The sequence below is a fragment of the Nocardia sp. CWNU-33 genome, from assembly GCF_046764895.1.
In the GTDB taxonomy this organism is placed as follows: Bacteria; Actinomycetota; Actinomycetes; order Mycobacteriales; family Mycobacteriaceae; genus Nocardia.
In genome coordinates this window covers 21332-41307 of record NZ_JBKOQN010000034.1, presented here as the reverse complement: position 1 = coordinate 41307, position 19976 = coordinate 21332, and the positions used below count along the sequence as shown (strand labels likewise).

The window sequence follows — 19976 nt, the reverse complement described above, 5'->3', positions numbered from 1 at the left end:
GACTGATGACGCGCGGCATGGGGCATGATCGGGCGTTCAGTGTGATCACACACGTACGCGTACACGCCTGTACAGCAACGGATTACGCCACGCAGGAAATACTGCCTTACCTGGTCTTTATCGGTACAGAGACATACACAGGCGGACAAACGATTACGTCGCTTGACTCACTGTTGATCGGCAAGCTCATCCATGAGAACGCCTACCGCACCTTCGACTTCGGCGCCGTCTCCGCATTGGTCGACAAGGTGGCGAACGGAATACGCAATCAATCTCCGCCTCCGACAACGACACCACCACCACCACCGACCACAACGACGACCACCACGACACCGCCGCCACCCGATCGATCTCCTGACGGAAATTGTGGAAACCCATGGGAATGGAAGGATTACTGGGTCGGGTGCGTAGTTGTATGGCGCAACGAACCCATCAGCGTCGGCAGCGCAGGGAACTACTCGATAACAGATACGAACATGCCGACCGATATCGTGAGCTATCACTACACGCCCACGGGAAGAGTGCAACTGGGTGCGCTCGGCCTGACGACAGGCACCCCCACCGAATGATGCGACGCAAGCAGCGGCCAGTCCGAAACCCTTGGGGCACATCAACTGCAGCGGCAGGAATCTACATCACGCAAGCCGAATACGTCACCGGCAGCGGCAGCCGCACCGTCGATTGGTACTTGGAGATCGTCGAACGACCATGACAACCACGTGTGTCACGCCGCCCATTCATTGTGGCGACCGCGCGTGTACCCGTCGCCACGACGGGATCGACAGATAGGTCGCCGCGCGTAGCAACCACTCGACGGGACCGTAGGAATGCGTGCGCAGCCACCAGCTGCTCACTGCCAACTGCGTGGTGTAGGTCAGTAGGGCGATGCCGATTACCCCGGCGGGCGGGATGGTGTCGACCAACGCGAAACCGTAGCCGGTGTAGACCGCCATCAACACCACCGATTGCGCGATGTAGTTCGACGCCGCCATTCGGCCTGCAGGCGCGAGCCATCCGATGACGCGAGCGGTGCGCGCCGACTGCGCAAGCAGCACGATCCCGGCGATGTAGGCGAAGGTCATCAGCGGGTTGATCAGTTCCTGCACACCACCCCAGAAGGACGGCACCGGGCACCAATCCATCGAGCCGGCGAACGACACCGCCGAGACCGGAAGGCCGACACCGAGACCGAGCCACAGCGCGCGAGGCGAGCAGCGGCGCAACGTATCTCGGTCTTCGAACAGTTCGCGTCGGCCTGCCGCCATGCCGATCAGGAACAAGCCGAGACTGGTGATGCCCTGAGTGAACCAGATCAGCACACCAGGAATCCCGGTGCCAGCGACACTTGGGTGGCAAAGGTGTCGGCCGAGCTTCCAGTGAACCCCTCGTGAATCTCTGGTAAGTCGAATACCTCTGCGAGGCCGCTGATCACGTCGGCCGAGCCGGGCAGAAAGGCCCAGACAGACCACATCGCGTAGAGGATCGCGCCGGTGATGACGGCGGTACACGGTGGGAGCTTACGCAGCAGGATCAAAATCAGGCACAGGACCGCATACAGTGTCAGGATGTCGCCGATCCACAGCAGGAAAACGTGGGCGAGCCCGATTGCCATCAGCGCGGGGGTACCCGCCGCGGTTGTGATGTCGCGCTCGTCGGTGAACCTCAGCGTGCGGGTATGGGTCCCGTTCATGAGGAGGCTCCTTTCCCTCCAGCCCCTCGGCTAAGGATGCCGCGAACCGACCGCGCTGCAACGAGTGTCGTGCTACTCGAATCGGCGCGATCCGGCTACTCACCGGTCGGGATCGGAAGGTGGGCGGGACCACCGACGGCGTCCATTGCCGCCGTGGAAGCAGCGATCGACGCTTCAGTTGTAGGTCTGTGTGACACTGGCGAGCAGGTGCTCGAGTGTGTCATAGGTGGGTGTCTCGATCACGTCGATCAGATCGGCGGGCACCGGGACGTGGTTGTCCGCCGTGACTTTGGCGAACGGGGCGGTGTCGCCGGTGCGGAAGCCGTGTTCGGCGGCGAGCCGCTGCAGCTGCGGGTCGGTCGACAACAGCCGCCCGATTCGGTCGCCTTCGGCGTTGAGCGGCACCAGTGTGTGTTTGGACAGCACCGTCGGCGACGGGTAGGTCAGCACCATCCCCGGCTTGACCTGTCCGCGCGCAGCAGCCTCGACGAACTGAGCTTCATAGATCAGCACCAGCGGGGTCGGGCCCATGCCTGCCGAGAGGTACTCCTTGAACGGGCCATCACTGGAGTTCTCGGTGTAGCCCTGGCGGGCGAACAGCTTCGACACCGAGGACAGTACGGCCTGCTCGGCGGCGGGGCCCTGCACGACGGTGTTGTCATTGGCGACGTAACTGGCGATAGCCAGGTACATGACGGCGGAGTTCGAGCTGCGCGGATCGGTCGTGGACACCACGATGTTCTTGCGCACCGGATAGGCCGTGTTGCCCGGCAGGAAATCCCACTGGGTATCGGTGCGGGCGAGCTCGAGGTAGCGGGCCATGTCGAAGGTGGCGACCGGACCGGGACGCACGACACCCGCCGCGGTCAGCAGATCCGCGATCGGCTGGAAAGTCGCGATCGCCATCGGCGAGGAGAACGGCGTGTATTTCGCGGTGATGTTGCGGGCACGCTGGATGCGTTCGGCGGCGGGACCGCTCGACGGGAATGCGAAATCGTATTTGCTCAGGTCGACCGAGGTGGCGATCTGCCGGGAACCGGCCGGATCGACCTCGATCTTCACACCGTTGCGGGCCAGCGCCTCGACAACTTTCGGGTCGGAGAAGAACGCTATCTTCTCCGACCCGACCACGCCGTGCAACGTGGCAGGCGATTGCGCGACAGGCCCCGTGATGGCAGGTGAATCTGGTTGGCGCACAGCAATTGTCAGCACAATGGCGGCGACAATAGCGGCAGCCGCGATCGACAACGCCGCGATGCGCTTGCCGGCAAAGACCGCGCCGATGGACTGTCTCAAATCCGTGTTCCGCAGTCTGCCAGCGCCCGATTGCGCTGTCGAGGAACCAGATTCGGCCACCGGGATGACCGCGCCGTCCTCGGCCGAGGACGGCGCCGCCTCCAGTTCCCGCCGGGCAATACGTTCGACCAGAATGGGGACGAACTCTCGAACGGGATGGCCGTCGAAGCGACTGCGGGCGGCGCCGACCACGGTCTCGACGCGCTCGACAGGGTAAGTGTCGGTGAAGCTTTCGACCAGACGATCAGTCAACCGGCGGATCGCCTGCTCTTCGCGAACGGTAGGAACACCCACCACAATCTCCTCGGCCTCGAATCGGTCTGGAGTCGCGAGAAGCTCACCCGGCCTGCCCGCGCCGCGCCGAACGCTACCGGCATTTCCGGGGGGTCGACACCGCGGCGTTCACCACTCTTGGAGACATTCGACGCAATAATACGTGCGCCGACGGACTGTCGGAATATCCGGATTCAACGGACTTTTACCAGTTCAGAGCCTTGCCGGAACAGCGATCTCCGCACCGAAGAGCAAGTTCGGCATCCGCGAGACGACTTCCGTCCGCCGTCCTTGTGGCACGCAAAGTTCAACGCCCCCACGGATACTCGCCACCAGTCGTTGCCCTGATGTTTGCAGTGCCGCGAAGACACCCCACCGTGGCGAGCGCCGCCGGACCGAGCCGTCACGTAACCAGCATTTGCTCTGTCACAACCCTTTTCGCCATGCCCGCCAGTCCCCGATGAAACCGAGGACGGCGAATCACGACCGCCCACGGTCCGATCAGCCAGGTCAGCATCGCCACGGTGGCGACGAGACCAGCCGCCGATCCGACGTCGCGATATGAGTGGAACTACACCTCGGGCGTCGGTTCGATCAGTGTGCGCAGGTCGGGCAGATTGCCGATGCGCTGGGTCGCGGGCCGCTGTGGCGCGTCGGTCTGCGGTGATCCGGTTTCACGCAGTCGCGCGCGAATCTGCGCCGGCGTCTTGCGGCCCGAGCTCGCGGCAGACATGCCCTGGTAGGAGGCGACAGCGCCGACCACGATCGGCGACGCGCTGGAGGTGCCGCTGAAGACGTCGGTGTACCAGAGGTCCTCGTCGGAGCCGCCCTGCAGGTCGCCGTATCCGGTGGTGCTCACCTCACGCCCCCAGCCCTGCACGTCGACGCGAGAGCCGTAGTTGGAGAAGGCCAGTCGCGACCGCGCCGGTCCGTGATCGCGGCCGTGGAAGCCGGGTGGCGGAGCGCCCGCACCGACGACGATGGCGCCGGAGTCCACGCTGCCACCACGGAACGGATTGCGCCACGACACCGGGAAGTCGGCAGGACGCGTGTCGTACAACGCATCGTCCAGGTTCTCGGCCCCGTTTCCGCCTGCCTCGACCACGATGACACCGCGGCCGATGGCGTAGCGGATCGCGGCGTTGTCGTCGGGCCACCATTCGATCGCGATGTAGCCGCGCTGATCGGGCCGCCCCGCATAGTTGAATCGAGGTCCGGGCCGGTGGAGCTCGAGCAGGATGATGTCTCCGGCGCTCAGCGCGTCCGCGGCCGTGCGAATCGCGGCCGCGGAGCCGGCTCCCCCGAAGATCGACACCGCCCGGATACTCGCCTCGGGCGCAATGCCGGTGATGCCGAAGGCATTCACGTCGCCGCTGATCTCACCGGCCACCGCGGTGCCGTGGTCGCGCCAACCCAGGTCGGCGGACGGACTGCCGCCGATCACGCCACCCTGGTTGTCGAGCAAGTCTTCATGGGTGAACCGCCAAGCGCCCTCGACGTCGACGATGCGAATCCCGGTGCCGCGGCCGCCCGGTCGAGTCCAGGCCCAGCGTGCGTTGACGCCTTGCGGCGCCGCGTCCAGATAGCCCTGGCGCGCTTCGAAATTCGGAGTCACCGGCGGTGCGTCGGCGATCGAGGGTGCGACATCGACACCCGCGTCGATCGGCGGCGCGATGGGCGGTTCGGCGGGCGGCTTGATGTAGGCGGCAGCCACCGAGTCGTCCGCGCGCAGCCAGGCGGCAACGGCTTCCGGATCGGCAACGCCGTTCACCGAGAAATAGTTCAGATAGTCCGCACCCTCCGGCTCCCCCGCGGTATCGACCAACTTGCGTCGGAGTCGACTGGCGGGCCCGAAGATTCGGACAATCTCGGCACCCGGGGGCAGCAGGTCGGCCACATGCGATTGGGTGGATCGGCTGGTGTCCAGTGCGATCTCGTCGATAGCCGATGTCGTGCGTTCGGTGACGACGATCAGCTCCGCGGCCGACCGGGTCGCCCCCGCCTGCGCCGACCCATCCGAACTGTGCCGCCGGTCTGTGGATGCCATGCGCACAGTCAACCAATTGCCCGGCCCGCTCGCCAGCTCAGTTGGGCGCCACCGGAACTCGAGCCGACTCCGGCAGTCTCACCAGACCGCCGCGGCCACGGCCGACCGAGAGGATCTCCAATGCGCCGAACACCGTGAGCAGACCACCTGCCACCAGCGCCAAGACGTCCAGCGAATCGAAGGGCACCACGATCACCACGATCCCGATCACCATCGTGGCCACGCCGAACAGTTCCTGTTTACCGCCGTCGGGCAGCCCGTCGTGCCACACCGCCACGGTGGCCTGGGTGACCCCGCGGATCGCCCAGCCTATGCCGACCCACAGGGCAAGCAACAGCACCGAATTCCCGCTGCGCAAGCACAGTACCGCCAGGCACACCGACATCGCGCCACTGACGAAGATCAGCACCCGCAGCGGCATCGCGAACCGCGAGCCGATCGCGATGGTCATCTGTAGTACGCCGCTGAGCACCAGATACAGCCCGAAAAGCAGCTCCGCGATCGCCACCGATTTGTGTGGCCACACCGCGATGACCACACCGAGGATCACCGAGCAGACACCAGCGACAAGAACCGCCTGCCTCGCCCCATGAACAAGCACACCGTCACGCCCCGCACTCTCGTTTTCGGGCATAGCTACATGATATGACCCCGATGTGCAGATAGCCGGTTGTTTGCAATCACATTCGCGCGGTGAGAATAATCCCGCGCGTGTCGGTGCCGCCCGGTAGGCGCCACGGTGCGGTGACGTGCGGACTCTGCGACACTCCGTCGGAGCGCAGAAACCGCTCGACACGCAGGATCACACCATCCTTCGTGGCGATGTCGGTGCTGTCGGCCCCATCGATCACCGACGCCGATTCCACGACCTGCGACACGATGTCGGCGGCGGCCACGATGACCGAAAGATCCGTTGTGTCGCTGTCGTTCTGGGCCTGCGGCTGCGCCTTCCCTGCCAACATCGCGATCAGCTGCGCAACCAGCACCGGGTCATGAGTTCCGTCGTAGATCCACCGTTGCCCGAGCACGCCGTGCAACGAAGTGCCGACGAGGCCATCCTCGGCATTCTCGAGCGGGCCACCTCGATAGGTGAGCGGAACAAGATAGACAGCCGGCTCGACACCGGAACTGTCGGCGATCACCATGAATTCGATGCCGACCTCGCCTGCCGGATCATCGAGACGGAACCCGCCGGCTTTGCTCAGCTGCGGCGGCCGACCACTCCCGTGATACCAGGTCCGCGTTGGCAACCAGGATGCGAGCAATTCCAGCTTGCCCGGCGACAGGGAGGTCTGATGGATAACGGCCATGCCGAACCCTAACCTGATCGCTCAACGCGGCGATGCAAGCCGGAGCAGGATGTCGCCATCGGATCATCTACCCGATGAAGGACCTCTCGAAATGCCCTGGCTATTACAGCTTTCGCTCGGCTTGCATCCAGCGCCGACCTACGCGGCCCCTGCTCCGCTCGCGCCGGAAGCGGATACTCCAGGTCCGGCCCGGCTGTCGCCACACCGGAAGCGTTGAGACTTCCGAAGATTCGCTCAGCCGATTATTCTGCGGCCGGCGAAGCAGCCGCCACAGCCTGCCCGGTGAGCTCGACCGATCGCACTCGGTCGTTGATCTGCGTGGCGTGGTGGGCCAGGATCAGCTCGTCGGCCTGGCTGGACGCGGCGAATTCGTCGAGGTAGTCACCTACTTCGGCGGGCGTGCCGACCGCGGTGTAGCGGGTCATCGAGGCGAGCTGACTGCCGTTCGGCGAGGCAAGAAACGCGTCGATCTCTGCATCGCTGAACGTGCTGCCCGCAGCGCCACGCGACACCATCGCCCGCGCCCGAGCCCGATACGCAATCGCCTTCTGCGCCGCTGCCTCGTCATGGTCCTCGGCCGCGAACACATTGACACCGGCCATCACGTACGGTTCGGCCAGCTGATCCGACGGCCGGAAGCTGTCGCGGTAGACCGCGACCGCCTGATGTAAAGCGTCCGGCGCGAAGTGGGACGCGAAGGCGTATGGCAGACCGAGCTGCGCGGCGAGCTGCGCACCGAACAGTGACGACCCGAGAATGTAGAGCGGCACCACCCCGTCCGCCCGCGGAACGGCCTGCACGCCCGGTATCCGCGACCGCCCGGCCAAGTAGCCCTGCAGTTCCAACACATCCTGCGGAAAAGAATCCGCCGAATTCGGATTACGCCGGAGCGCGAGCATCGTCTTCTGGTCGCTGCCCGGCGCGCGGCCGAGCCCGAGATCGATCCGCCCAGGAAACAACGTCTCCAGGGTGCCGAACTGCTCCGCGATCACCAGCGGCGAGTGGTTGGGCAGCATAATGCCGCCGGAGCCGAGCCGAATGGTGTCGGTGTGGGCCGCGACGTGGCCGATCAGAACGCTCGTTGCACTAGACGCAATGGAGCGCATGTTGTGATGCTCGGCGTACCAGACACGCCGATAACCAGAGCGTTCGGCGGCCCGGGCCAGCGCGACGCTGTTGTCGAAACTATCGCGCGCGGTCTGGCCCGGCGCGATCGACGCGAGATCGAGAATGGATAGTGCGGTGGGCATATAGCTGCCTTTCCTGGGTCAGAGCACGCGCTGAAGTTGATCGGTGAAGGCGCCGATACGGGAGTCGTCACGTCGGTAGTAGGTCCACTGCCCCCGCCGCGTGGCGCACACAAACCCGACGCGCTGCAGGATCGCCAGATGCGCCGACATGGTCGACGCCGACGTCCCCGCCTTCTGCTGGAGAAGACCCACACAGACCCCTAGCTCAGCGGTCTCCCCCGCCCGGTCCGGGAAGCTCACATCCGGGTCCTTGAGCCACTCCAGGATGCGCAGCCGGGTCTCGTTGGCCAATGCCTTGCACTCGTCGAGCACACACACCACCCTTCGGCATTTCGCTAATTAACGAATTTACTCTGCGACCGCTCCACGGGCACCATGACACTGCTCACTGACAGGAAGACCCGGCGGCCCTGTGCGGCGGCTTCGGCACGTGCCTCATGTGCAGTCTGTCCGGGCGGGGAGCCGCCACACTCCGAACAGCGGCACGAGCCGACTCTGAAACCTCGGACCACCCCGGCGCTCTCCAGGTTGGGCGACGAGCGGCTGCGAGGCCTCCCGGTCACCGGCGTTCACCCATGCGGGCGGGTCTACAACGCGGGAACCCGCGCGAAACCCAGAGGAGGCGTTGGGTTCGAGCTGGTGCGCAGGACCGGGCGGAAGTCCGGGAGGGCGGCGAGAGCATCGACATTGCGGGCGGCGTAGCAGCGGACGCGCGGAAGCGCGCGCTGGACCTCGGCGCGTTCGATGGGCTCGGCGTCGATGAAGCCGATGGTGTCCAGGGCGAGGCCGAGGGTTGTGGCGATCCGGACGAGCGAGGAGGACTTACGGCCCCAGCCGATTTCGATCGCCGAGAACATCTCGTAGAGGCCGTGGCGGTACAGCTTGTCGAGGGTTCGCTCCCGGTCGCTGCGGCTGGCGACGGCGTGCCAGATACCGCGGTCGCTCAGCACCTGGAGTGCGCGCACAGCCTCGGGGCGCGGTATGGTGCTCGTCGCATCGCACACGACACCGTCCCACAGGGTGTTGTCCAGTTCCCAGACAAGACATCTCAGAGCCGGTCTCATCGGCCTGCCCCTATCGCTCGGTCATCGCTGCCTTCTCACCGTGCCGGGCACGGCAGATGGGTACTGCACACCATCCAGGCACGGCACGTACCGGGCAAGCCCCCGGTTTCTCGGGAGGCTGTTCCGGCTCGGGTGATCCTACCGGTACCGCCGAGGGTTGCTCCTGTCAAAAGCCGTAGTAACGCAGAACTAAACGTTCATAAACCCTGGTGGGGACGAGGCGGCGGGTCCAGAACGACAGCCGAACGTCGGTGCCGCACAGATAGGTCTGCCGCGGTCGGACCGCTTCGAGAATGCTGCGCACCTTCCTGGCGACCGCGTCGGCGGGCTGGCCTGCCGCGAGGTATCCGCTGACCCGTTCGAGCACCGCGCCGCGATCGGGTGTGTAGGCGTCGATGGGGTCGGCCACGCGCACCGCGGCATCGATGATCGGCGTCACCGTCCAGCCGGGGGCGAGCACCGAAACGTGGATTCCGAATGCCGCGGTTTCCATGCGCGCGGCCTCAGCGAGGCGTTCGATGGCGGCCTTGGTGGCCGAGTACCAGCCGCCGTAGGGTTCGGCGACCGCACCCGCGCCGGAGCTCACCACGACCACCCGACCGTGACCTTGCTCGCGCATGATCGGCAGCACCTCGCGCAGCACGCGGTGGGTGCCGATCACATTGGTGTCGAGGATCGCGGCGGCCTCGTCGGGGTCGGTTTCCTCCACCGACCCGACCACGCCGTAGGCGGCGAAGGTGACGACGGCGTCGATGCGGCCGTGCCTGGTGTGCGCGGCCCGCACCCAGCCGCGTACCGCCTCGGCATCGCGGACGTCGACGACGGCCGTGTCCGCTCCCGCGATCCGGTCGCTGCCTTCGACCGTATAGCCAACGCGCGCAAGGTATTCGACAGTCGCGGCGCCCATCCCGTTGGCGGCGCCGGTCACCAGGACCACCGTCATGCGACGCACACTTTCAGCACTTCGGGCAACACCTCGAGCCGCGCGGATTCGACGATCGTGATCTCGCCGTCGAGCTCGAGCGGGACAGCGTGCGCCGGCCGCAGTTCGACGACGCTATCGCGATGGCAAGTCGCCAGCGCCGACCCCGAGAATTTCCCACGGTAGAGCCCTGCGATGAGCCCGAGGATTCGGGCGCGGCCGGCAGCCTGCCAGATGTTCACGTCGAACCGGCCGTCGGCACGGGTGACCGGAGTGTCGTAGTACATGCCGCCCGCGAAGTGCACGCTCTTGAGGACGCCGACGTTGGTGATCGGCGCGGCGTGCTCCCAGTCGCTGCCGCGCACCTGGACGGGCAGCGGACGGTGCGTGGCGATATTGCTCAACGCGGTCGCGACGATGGCGGCTTCGACATTGCGCGATTTGAGCCAGCCGATTACACCGCGTGCGTGGTTGAACGAATGATTCCCTGCCGCAACGAGTCCCATGCTCGCGTTGAGCAGGAAGTAGCGGACGGCTCGGGTGCCGTCGGGCAACAGCATGGTGGCTTTGCCGACATCGACGAGTTCGGCACGTTCGGTGTCGATACACGCGGGGACATCGGCGATGACGGCTGCCTTACGCATCGGTTTATGGAAGTCGTTGGAGCTGCCGAGTCCGATGGCGCCCAGGGCCAGCGTTTCCGCGCCCCGCCGTGGTCGGTCGGTGGCCGGATCCATAAGCGCGTTGAGCACCAGATTGACCATGCCGTCACCACCCGCGGCCACGATCACATCGGGTGTCACGCCGTCGGCGGCCTCGATGCGGGCGCGCACCAGTTTCGCGGCTTGTTCCGCGTCACCGGGCATTTCGACTTCCAGGTCCGTATGGCGTTCGCGCAGTGCACGTTCCACCGGCCGCCACCGGTCCCGTGCCGTTCCGGCATTTGACTGTGGATTCAGGACGACGAGCATGACTCCTCCTCGATACCCAGCCACGTGCGTAGCCGGCGCCAATCCCCGGTGCGGACCAGACCGGTCTGTGCACAGTTCGGTGGGACAGCAGATTCCGACACACCGACCAGGAAAACGGGTATGCCGATCCGGGCCGCCGGCGCGTCCTTGGCGGCATCGTTGCCGATCATCACGCACTCCCCTGGTTCGGCGCCGAGCCGGTCCAGGAGTTCGCGATAGAACTCGATGCGCGGCTTCGCGCTGCGCATGTTCTCGCCGCTGGTGTGGAAGGTGAAGATCTCGGGCGCATAACCGCCCCAGCGCAGCCGCGTGGTCACGGTACTCAGCGGCCACAGCGGGTTGGTGGCGACTACTTGCGTTATGTCCTTGGCATGCAAAAGATTCACCATGTCAACCGCTTCGGGTTGCGCAGAGAAGCACCTGCGCAAGCGCGGAAAGTCGACCTCGGCCAGGCGGTGCAGACGTCGCGCCGCAAGAGACTGTTCGATACCCATCCGCTCGGCCAGCAGCCGGATCATGAGATCGGTGTTGGTGTACTCGGTGTCGTTGGCGCGGACGGCTCCCAGCACACCGTTCAACATGCGCAGGAAGCGGTGCGGGGGCACCACATCGCGGAATGCGCGCGCCGCCCCCAGCGGCATCAGCACCTTGAATGTGCGCTGGTGAAGGCCTACGAGGGTGCCGTCCAGATCCCACAGCACCGTGCGGTAGCCGGTCATCGGGTGTTTGGCGCGGACACTCCCTCGTTCATGAGGGAGAAGAAGCGCCATCCTCCTATCAGAGGTTGGGTCGCGAGGATTTGTCGGTGGTGTTGGTTAGGTTGTCGAGTGTGGATGAGGTGGTGCGGTACAACTTCCGACTGCGCCCTGGCGCGCAGGCGGAGCGGGCGCTGGTCTCGGAGTGGCATCGGTGCCGGTTCCTGTGGAATGAGGCTGTGCATCAACAGAAGTCAGGTGGACCTCTCACCTTCGGCGAGCTCGGAAAGTTGCTGACCGAGGCGCGTGGCCGGACGGCGTGGTTGCGGGATGGGTCGCAGGTCGCCCAGCAGCAGACTCTGCGCACCTACGCGCAGGCCCTCGTCCATTCGTTCACGGTGAAAGGACGCGGTCGGCCGAGGTTCAAGCCACGTAAGACGGCGCTGCTGTCGCTGGAATACACCGTCCGTGGGTTCACTATCCGTGCCGGCAGGCTGTTGCTGCCGAAAGGGGTGAGTATCCCGGTCGTCTGGTCGCGGGATTTGCCGTCGGAGCCGACGTCTGTCCGGATTACGCGGGACTGTCTGGGGTATTGGTATGCCTCGTTCGTTGTCCGGCGTGAGGTTGAAGCTGTGCCGGCGGCAGAGGGTGGTGTCGGTATCGACTGGGGTGTGAACGCCACGGCCACAACCACCGACGCCGAGTTCGATCTGCCCTTTCTGGGGCATCGGAGACGGTGCGCGGCGGAACTGGCGAAGGCACAGCGCCGTATGGCCCGTCGGCGCAGCGGTAAGCGCGGCCCGCAGTCGCGCGGTTACGAGCGGGCTGCCCGCGAGGTTGCGAAGCTGCACAAGAAGGCGACCCGCCAAACTCGACATGATTCGCGGGTGTGGGCGAAAGGTGTTGTCGCCAATCATGCGTTGATCGCTGTGGAGGATTTCAGGCCGAAGTTCCTGGCGAAGTCCAGGATGGCCCGCAAAGCGGCGGATGCGGCGATCGGTGGGGTGAAGCGGGAGTTGATCGAGCGTGGTGTGCGGGCTGGCCGGAAGGTGGTGTTGGTTCAGCCCGCTTATACGACGATGACGTGCAGTGACTGTTTCGCGAGAGCCAAGCGACTGGAACTGCGCGAGAGAACTTTCCGATGCCCCGGCTGCGGTTACACCGTGGGTCGGGACCGGAACGCTGCCAGAGTGATTCTGGTTGTGGCAGAACGCGGCCACGTCAGTGTTGAGGATGTGAGACAAGCGGGTCACCTCCTTCGGGTGGGTGGTTCGGTTGCGGTCTGAGCTGTGAATCTCCTGCCTTCAGACAGAGGAAGCGTTAATCCTGACTATCCAGGACCGATTGGAGGTCGGCGCGGGTCAGGCCGAGTTGTGCCGCGTAGTCGTCGATTCCCGGTCGATCCCGGTGCGCCGCAGCAATACCCGTTCTCGCCGCGAGTTCCAGACCGTACGCGGCACCGAGATCGAACACGGTCTTCGCCAAGGCCGCCGGGAACAGCCAACGACCGAGGTCGCGTTGGAAAACCCGGGTGAGCCGGTACGGTGCGGCGACCCTGGCACCAAGGCCCGAGAGCGTCGACGGTTCCCGCAGCGAGCTCATCTTCGCCGCTTCCCCGCTGGGGACAAGCAGTAGATCCGACCACAGCCGCCCGAACGCCGCGCGCTTCTCGTGCGCGACCGCCGTCATGTTGAACTCGGTGTAGGCCTTTTCGATTCGTGAGGTGTGTGTCGAGCGGCTGCGTAACAGAGTGTGCAGGTCGGCGGTCTTGCGTGCAGTGTCGTATCTGGTGAACCAGTTGATCCGCGGGGCGATCCGCGCGAGGAGAGCCGCGAAGTCCGGAATCGGAACCAGGCGATGGGTCAGCGAGAGTGCGTGATACATCAGGCTTTCACTGCCCGCCTTCGCTATCTCGGCGGCGAGCAGGTCGTAGTCCAGGTCTGATGCGGCATGGCGGGCGAGGTTCCAGATATCGGCGAGTTCGCGGACCCCGGTCTTGTAATAGGGCAGATGAACACCCAAGTGGTGCAGGTTGTCCTCGTTCGACATGGCCCAGGCGGGCACACCGTAGAAGTCGATGCGACGCACACGATCCCAGATCGCGGGATAGTCGATGTGATACCCGGCCAAGGGAGTGATCAGGCCCCAGTGCGTACCGACGACCAGCGTGCCGTCCCTGGAGACAAACGACGGGAGATGATGCGAGCGCTGGGCGCGCACATTCGGCGCCTTACCGAGCAGCTCGGACGTGGCGAAAAGACCCATCTCGCGGTAGATCTCGATGACCGTATCCACCTGGCCGAGTTCGACGAGGATGTCGAGGTCGTTCATTCGCTTGTAGCGCGGATCGCGGTAGATCTCCGAGGAGAACAACATGCCCTTCAACACAACGCAGCGCACACCGCGTTCGTCGAACCGGCGCAACAATTCCAGCGCACCCTCCAAACGCCGATAGTTCGCGGCGGCAATACGTTCGATGAGGTCGGCGAATCGCGCACGCACCTCCTCGGGGACGAAGTGGTACAACTCTTCGGCCGCCAATCGGCGCTGCACCAGCGGCACAGTCGCATTGACCCGTGCGAGCTCGAAAACCTCGAACCAGTCGGTTATCTCCTGTGCGAGCTTGGCCAGATCGGCACGCTCGTCGGTGCTCGGCGCAGCTAGCGCCGCGTGCACGAGCAGCCGTTCGGCGGCAGTGCCGCCCGCGGCGATCTCGGGTGCGGTCATGTCCTGCTTTCCTGTTCGGGATGGAAACCGAAGCGACGAGCAACGGTCGAAATCTTTTCCAGCGCAAAGTCCAGCTGGTCGCGGGTGAGGGTGGCCATCATGCTGACGCGCAGTCGTTGCTGGTCGCGGGGGACGGCCGGGAACTCGACACCGTTGACGAAGACGCCCTCGGCGTGCAGGGCGGCCACCACCTCCGCCACCGCCAGCCGCGGCGGCACCAGGATCGGGATGATCGCGGTCTGCGGGTCGACGGCGAAGCCCATGCGGCGCAGTTCCTGCACGAAATAGCCCACATTGTCGTGCAATTGGCGGATGCGTTCTGGGTGCGCGTCGATGAAGTCGATCGAGGCGAGCACCGAAGCGACCACCGCGGGCGCCAACGAGGCCGAGAACATGTAGGAGCGCGCGAAGAAGCGCAGAGTGTCGACCAAATCGGTGGATCCGGCGACGAATCCGCCGGTGGTTGCGAACACTTTCGAGAAGGTGCCCATGTACAGCTCCACCGAGCCGTCGCCCATAGCGAAATGCTCGGCGGTGCCGTGCCCGCGAGCACCAAGCACGCCGGTGCCGTGCGCGTCGTCGATGGCCAACCAGGCACCGAAGGAATCGCACAGCGTCCGAATGTCCGGCAGCGGCGCGATATCGCCGTCCATCGAATACACGCCCTCGACGGCGACCACGATATTCGCACCCGGGTTGCGCCAACGGATCTGCATCAGCCGGTGCCGAAGATGCCGAAGATCGTTGTGATCGAACGCCATCGAGCGCACCCGGCCGAGCTGGATGCCGTCGTAGAGGCTGGCGTGGCTCTGCTCGTCGTAGAGCAGGATGTCGCCCTTGCGCAGCAGTCCGGTCACCCAGCCCACGTTCGCGGCATAGCCGGAGGAGAACACCAGCGCAGATTCGCAGCCCTTGGTCTCGGCGAGGCGTTCCTCCAGCCGCCGGTGCACCGAGGTGGTGCCGTTGAGCAGTGGGGGCCCGCCGCAGCCGATGCCGAATTCGCGAGTCGCCGCGACGGCCGCCTCGACGATCTCCGGTTCGTTGCCCAGGCCCAGATAGTTGTTGGAGCCCAGCATGATCAGGTCGCGGACCTCGGTGCTGCCCGGATCGCGTACCTGTACGACAGCTCCTGCGGGACCGGTGATCTCGCGCAAAACGAATCCGGTGCCGCGGGCCTTGGTGACGTAGGGCCGGAATTCGTCGAATCGCTGTTCGAAGGTATGGGCGGCGGGATCGAGGTAGTGCTCGAGGCTGAAATTCTCGCCGTGGACGGCTTCGGTGGAGGTCATGGCCCTTCCTCCTGAACGATGGTTGCGGTTCCGGCCTTACCGTCGAGGATCAGCGTGTCCCCGCTGGACACCCGGCGGGTGACGCCCGCGACGCCGACGACGGTGGGGATGCCCAGCTCACGGCCGATTATGGCGGTGTGGGAGAGCACGCTGCCTTTCTCACTGACCAGCCCGCCCGCCGCGACCATCAGGAACACCCAGCCGGGGTCGGTGGTCGAGGCGACGAGGATCTGGCCGTCGATGACAACGTCCGGGTGCGGTGTCGCGAGAACGAGCGCGGGTGCTTCGACTCGTCCCGGTGCACAACCGATTCCGCGGAGCACGGCACCGGACGTCACGGTAGGAGTCGGGTGATCGAAGGACGGGTCGTTGATGGTGGTGGCGGCAATGCCCGAGGTGATGATCCGGGACGGCAGTTGCTCGGTGTGCCAGACTTCGTGGTCACGTTTTCGGGTGGCGACGGTGCGGGCCGCGTTCGTGTCGACCGCGGTGCCCCGGGTCAGTGCCGCGATCTCCTCGTAGGTGAGCCAGAAAATGTCGCGCGGCGCTTCGAGCAGACCCGTTGCGTGCAGCTGCCTGCCGTACTCACGGAACACCCGTTTGACCAGCCCGAACGAGCGGCTGCGGCCAAGGCGCATGTTCTCCCGCTGCTTCACGTGCTCACGGGCTCGAGCCAGCGCGAATCGGAACACCATGCGCCTGCCGAACTTTCCGCGGAATACCGTGGCGGCGGTGTCTTCGGCCGCACGCCGAATAAGTTTCTCCCGCGCCGCCATCTCGTCGATGTTCTGACCACCGCGCAGGTAGTTGCGCAGCATCGGCACCAACCGTTCGGGGTGTTCGCCGAGCGGGTCGGTTTCCAGTTTCAGTTCGTCGACGGTGCGATCGCCGAACAGGGCGATGTGACGCAGGCAGGCGGCGTGGAAGTCCGTGAACCCGGGCTGCGCCAGCGCTTTCCACACCTGCGGCGGTGCCAGCGGGCCCTCGAACAGTTCGCGCAGGGCCGCATCGTTGCGGACGGTGGCGGTCAGGGTCAGTGCCGAGCGAACCGGGTCGACACTGTCGACACCCTCCTCACCACAGAACAATTCATTGCGCAGGGTGATCGCTTCCGCTTCGCCGAGACCTTCCCGTTCGAGGAGGAGACCGACGACATGGAACATCTGTTGGGCAATGAAATCGTTGAAAATCTGTACCGAGTACACGGGGACGAGTTCGTGCAGGCAGCGTTCCATCCACTCCAGCAGCGCATGCGGATCACGCTCCCGCTCCGGCGTTTCCGGCGCGAGCCGGTGGTCGAGGTCTGTGGTGAACGCGGCGAGCTCGACGAAGAATGCCCGCAACCGGCGTTGCAGCCGCAACCAGCCGAAGGCGATGATCGCGATGACCCGCATTCGCAGCAGGTACATCCGCACGTGGGCCATGCCGCGTTTCGGTGCGGCTGGGCGCTGGTAGCGGTTCTCGATATTGAGCGCCGCTTCCCAGCCTTCGATGGCGAATTCCATTCCGGGAATCTGCAGGAACAGCCGATACCAGTTGCTGATGTTGTAGTAGATGCGGCCGTGCGCGGTGCCGACGAGGTACGGATAGAGACTCGCGGCATTGCGCTCCACGATGGTTTCGGTGGCGCCGAAGTCCCGGTGGCAGGCGCGGAAAACCTGTTCGTAGGCGGCCCGCAGAATGGAGAACGTCAGCGGGCTGGACATACCGGGATAGGACTCGGCGACATTGACATTGTCGAAGATGGTTTCGCGCGCGCCGGTCGCAGTGACCGGTCGTGCCTGGAGTAGGAAGAGGGTGCCGTCGGCGTCATAGGCCCACTCGACATCCTGTGGCGCACCGAAGGTTTCGGCGAGTCCGGTGGCGGTGGCGGTGAGGTCGAGCACCTGGAGGTCGGTCAATGCGGCGGTGGCGACGGTGTCGGCCAACTGCTCGATCGTGGTGCCGGAACCGGATTCGGCGACGACTCTGCTCTGTTTGTCCGCCACGACCCGTGAGGTGATCGTGCGCGACGCGTTGTCCACGAAGAAGGTGTCGCACTCGACTGTGCCCGCAACCACGCCTTCCCCGAGGCCGAGGGCCGCGGAGACCACCGCTTCGGCGGGATCGCCGGTCTGTGGGTGACAGCTGAAGACCACTCCTGATACGGCGCTGTCGACCAGGACCTGAATCAGGACGGCGCAGTCGATGGCCGCGTTGTCCAGGCCGCGATGTGCCCGGTAGAAAAGGGATCGCTCCGAGTACGCCGAGGCGAGAACATCGAGCACTGCCGCCGCGACGCCCTCGGGCGCGACGTTCAGGAGGGTGTCGAGCTGACCCGCGAAGGAGTCCGTTGCCGAATCCTCGCCGCTGACCGACGAGCGCACCGCCAACCGCACTCGACCTCCCGAACCGACGACGGTGTTGTTGCGGGTTCCAGCCGTCTCCGAAGCCGAGTGCCCTTCGGGCCCGGGCGATGTTGCGGAGCGTTCGATGACGGCCTTGCCGTGCTGGGCATCGGCCGACTGTGCGACCGTGCGCTCCGCGCGGGCGGTCGATCGCGGGCCGGGCTCGACGAGCGCGTCGACGGCGTCGTCGAGCTCGGCGCGAATGTCATCCGGGAAGGTCCGAGCGGTGATCAGTGCGCAGATCGCCGCCGACACCGACCGCAGCGACGTGGGATCGGTGTGGTCGAGGGTTGCCAGTAGGTCGGCGATGGAGTCGGCGACCGGGGCGACGATGCGAGCACACGCATCCGTGCTCAGGACCGCGAAGGCTGGGACTCGGTGGCCGGCGGCCAGCAGGCGTCCGAGGTTGGCGGCCTTCGCCCCTACCCGAGCGGCATTCGTCTGCGCAGTGGCCGAATCCGCCAGTACGGCAGCCAGCACGACCGCGCCGAGAGTTGTTTCGGTCATTGCGCAGCCTCCTGCATCGTCCTGGCGACTGGGACCGACGGCTTGCGTCGGGTCAGCCGCACCAGAACCGGGTCGGGGGTGTTGGAGATTTCCGGGTTCTCCCGAACCCGGATGCCGTTCACCAGCTCGATGTCGTAGCGGGACAGCAGCATCGCGATGCCGACCCGCACCTCCATGAGGGCCATATGCTGGCCGACGCACAGGTGCGCGCCCCAGCCGAACGGGAAGTAGTGAAAGGGCGGACGCGCCCTGCTTCGTTCCTTGGTGAACCGGTCCGGGTCGAAGGTCAGTGGTGAGTCCCAGAATTCGGGCCACCGGTGGTTCACGAACGGGCTGATCACCACGATCGAGCCCGGTTCGAGGTCGAAGCGGTCGAAACTGTCCCGCTCGAGCACGGTCCGGCTGAAGGCCCAGGCAGGCGGATGCAGACGCATGGCCTCGGCGATCGCGTGGCTGGTCAGTTCGAGGGACGGCAACGTGTGTGCGGAGATGCTTCCGACTCTGTCTGCGCCGCTGGGCCGGTCGACGCCGGGTTCGGCCCCCGATCCTCCGAGGCCCGACACGGCACTCGACCCGCCGACACGGTCTACGCCGGCCAACCCGTGAGTGCCGGGCACTCCGCTCGGCTCACCGACACGAGCTGCGCGGTTCGACTCCCACCCCCGCTCGGTCGACCCTTTCAGCACCGTGTCGACTTCGGCACGGATCCGGCGGATTACCAACGGATTTCGGCACAGCTCGTAGATGGTCCACGCCATCGCGCCGCCGGTCGTCTCGTGACCGGCCAGCAGGAAGGTCAGTACCTCGTGGCGCAGTTGTTCGTCGTCCATGGCATGGCCCGCGTCGTCACGGGCCGCGAGCAACCGGGCCAACAGCGATGTCGCGTCCGTTGATTCGGCTTGGCGGTGCTTGTGAACGACGTCGTCGACGACGCGATGCAGTCGAGCGCGCACGCCGTTGAAGCGCCGATTGGCGGGTGTCGGCACGCTGGGCGGCAGCTGAACTGGCGCGGCCATGTGGCCCATAACCCACGAAACCCCCTCGCGCACATCGTCTTCGATCTGTGGCAACACACCGTCGATATCGGCGCCCATGACCGCGCGGCAGACCACGTCGGCGGCGAACCCCATCACCTCGGGGACCAGATCGAACACCTCGCCGTGCGCGGCGAGTGCGTCCAGTCTGGTCAGCATTCGCTCTCCGCATGCCACCATCAGCGGAATCTCGGTCTCCACGTGACGGCGAGCGAAGGCCGGTTTGATCAATGCGCGCTGCCGTTTCCACAGTTCGCCGCCGCTGGTGAGCAGGCCGGGGCCGAGCAGGTAGTTCAGGCTCTGATAGCTGATCCCCTTTGCGTATTTGGTCGCATTACCGACCAGCACCTGGTTGATGTGCTCCGGCTCGACCAGCAGATGCACATGTTGGTGCGCCAGTCGCAGCCGCACGCTGCCACCGTGAGCGACGGCCTGTTCGTAGAACAGCGTCAGCGGGTCGTTGCGGTATTCGAGATAGGCGCCCAATGGGTGTCGTAGTGTGGGGCCATCCAAG

General features: G+C 65.5%; 18 protein-coding genes. 2 read left to right on the top strand and 16 right to left on the bottom strand.

Annotation, left to right across the window (positions count from 1 at the left end; translation table 11 throughout):
* Positions 1-5 precede the first annotated feature (5 nt).
* Complete coding sequence (locus ACLMAL_RS32020) at positions 6-569, top strand: hypothetical protein (protein WP_412002482.1); 564 nt, start codon at positions 6-8, stop codon at positions 567-569.
* A 168-nt stretch (positions 570-737) separates the two neighbouring features.
* Here ACLMAL_RS32020 and ACLMAL_RS32015 read toward each other — a convergent pair whose 3' ends face one another.
* The 12 genes from ACLMAL_RS32015 to ACLMAL_RS31960 all read right to left on the bottom strand — a co-directional run bounded on the left by ACLMAL_RS32015 (position 738) and on the right by ACLMAL_RS31960 (position 11593).
* A complete protein-coding gene (locus ACLMAL_RS32015) occupies positions 738-1319 on the bottom strand; it encodes a DUF418 domain-containing protein (RefSeq protein ID WP_412002481.1) in 582 nt (193 codons plus the stop codon).
* Positions 1313-1690, bottom strand: coding sequence for a hypothetical protein (locus ACLMAL_RS32010; RefSeq protein ID WP_412002480.1), 378 nt, complete (start codon positions 1688-1690; stop codon positions 1313-1315). Before ACLMAL_RS32010 ends, ACLMAL_RS32015 begins: the two co-directional genes overlap by 7 nt.
* 174 nt (positions 1691-1864) lie before the next feature.
* Positions 1865-3280 carry a three-helix bundle dimerization domain-containing protein gene (locus ACLMAL_RS32005; RefSeq protein WP_412002479.1) on the bottom strand — a complete coding sequence of 472 codons (1416 nt, stop codon included), beginning with the start codon at positions 3278-3280 and terminating at the stop codon, positions 1865-1867.
* Between the two features lie 550 nt (positions 3281-3830).
* Positions 3831-5306: a S8 family serine peptidase gene (locus tag ACLMAL_RS32000; RefSeq protein ID WP_412002478.1), complete on the bottom strand. Its 1476-nt coding sequence runs from the start codon at positions 5304-5306 to the stop codon at positions 3831-3833.
* A gap of 37 nt (positions 5307-5343) precedes the next feature.
* Complete coding sequence (locus ACLMAL_RS31995; RefSeq protein WP_412002477.1) at positions 5344-5940, bottom strand: HdeD family acid-resistance protein; 597 nt, start codon at positions 5938-5940, stop codon at positions 5344-5346.
* Positions 5941-5986: 46 nt separating this feature from the next.
* Positions 5987-6616: a maltokinase N-terminal cap-like domain-containing protein gene (locus ACLMAL_RS31990; RefSeq protein WP_412002476.1), complete on the bottom strand. Its 630-nt coding sequence runs from the start codon at positions 6614-6616 to the stop codon at positions 5987-5989.
* Between the two features lie 242 nt (positions 6617-6858).
* On the bottom strand, positions 6859-7866 hold the full coding sequence (locus ACLMAL_RS31985; RefSeq protein WP_412002475.1) for an LLM class flavin-dependent oxidoreductase: 1008 nt from the start codon (positions 7864-7866) through the stop codon (positions 6859-6861).
* A gap of 18 nt (positions 7867-7884) precedes the next feature.
* Positions 7885-8178 carry an ArsR/SmtB family transcription factor gene (locus ACLMAL_RS31980; protein ID WP_412002474.1) on the bottom strand — a complete coding sequence of 98 codons (294 nt, stop codon included), beginning with the start codon at positions 8176-8178 and terminating at the stop codon, positions 7885-7887.
* Between the two features lie 275 nt (positions 8179-8453).
* The gene (locus ACLMAL_RS31975; RefSeq protein ID WP_412002473.1) at positions 8454-8930 is read right to left on the bottom strand and encodes an HAD-IIIC family phosphatase; all 477 of its coding nucleotides are present in this window, start codon (positions 8928-8930) and stop codon (positions 8454-8456) included.
* 166 nt (positions 8931-9096) lie between these two features.
* Complete coding sequence (locus tag ACLMAL_RS31970; protein ID WP_412002472.1) at positions 9097-9873, bottom strand: SDR family NAD(P)-dependent oxidoreductase; 777 nt, start codon at positions 9871-9873, stop codon at positions 9097-9099.
* Complete coding sequence (locus ACLMAL_RS31965; protein WP_412002471.1) at positions 9870-10823, bottom strand: diacylglycerol/lipid kinase family protein; 954 nt, start codon at positions 10821-10823, stop codon at positions 9870-9872. Before ACLMAL_RS31965 ends, ACLMAL_RS31970 begins: the two co-directional genes overlap by 4 nt.
* Complete coding sequence (locus tag ACLMAL_RS31960) at positions 10808-11593, bottom strand: HAD family hydrolase (protein ID WP_412002470.1); 786 nt, start codon at positions 11591-11593, stop codon at positions 10808-10810. Before ACLMAL_RS31960 ends, ACLMAL_RS31965 begins: the two co-directional genes overlap by 16 nt.
* Positions 11594-11628: 35 nt before the next feature.
* On the opposite strand from ACLMAL_RS31960, the gene ACLMAL_RS31955 reads away from it, so the two are divergent.
* On the top strand, positions 11629-12804 hold the full coding sequence (locus ACLMAL_RS31955) for an RNA-guided endonuclease InsQ/TnpB family protein (RefSeq protein ID WP_412002469.1): 1176 nt from the start codon (positions 11629-11631) through the stop codon (positions 12802-12804).
* Between the two features lie 34 nt (positions 12805-12838).
* On the opposite strand, the gene ACLMAL_RS31950 is transcribed toward ACLMAL_RS31955, so the two are convergent.
* From ACLMAL_RS31950 to ACLMAL_RS31935, 4 genes are read right to left on the bottom strand one after another with little or no spacing between them, the layout of a single operon-like run.
* Positions 12839-14245 (bottom strand): nucleotidyltransferase family protein, encoded by a 1407-nt coding sequence (locus tag ACLMAL_RS31950; protein WP_412002468.1) that lies wholly within the window; start codon positions 14243-14245, stop codon positions 12839-12841.
* Positions 14242-15534, bottom strand: a complete 1293-nt coding sequence (locus tag ACLMAL_RS31945) for an aminotransferase class I/II-fold pyridoxal phosphate-dependent enzyme (protein WP_412002467.1) — start codon at positions 15532-15534, stop codon at positions 14242-14244. The genes ACLMAL_RS31950 and ACLMAL_RS31945 overlap by 4 nt, the downstream gene beginning before the upstream one ends.
* Positions 15531-18428, bottom strand: coding sequence for a PEP/pyruvate-binding domain-containing protein (locus ACLMAL_RS31940; RefSeq protein ID WP_412002466.1), 2898 nt, complete (start codon positions 18426-18428; stop codon positions 15531-15533). The genes ACLMAL_RS31945 and ACLMAL_RS31940 overlap by 4 nt, the downstream gene beginning before the upstream one ends.
* A complete protein-coding gene (locus tag ACLMAL_RS31935; protein ID WP_412002465.1) occupies positions 18425-19975 on the bottom strand; it encodes a cytochrome P450 in 1551 nt (516 codons plus the stop codon). Before ACLMAL_RS31935 ends, ACLMAL_RS31940 begins: the two co-directional genes overlap by 4 nt.
* Position 19976 lies beyond the last annotated feature (1 nt).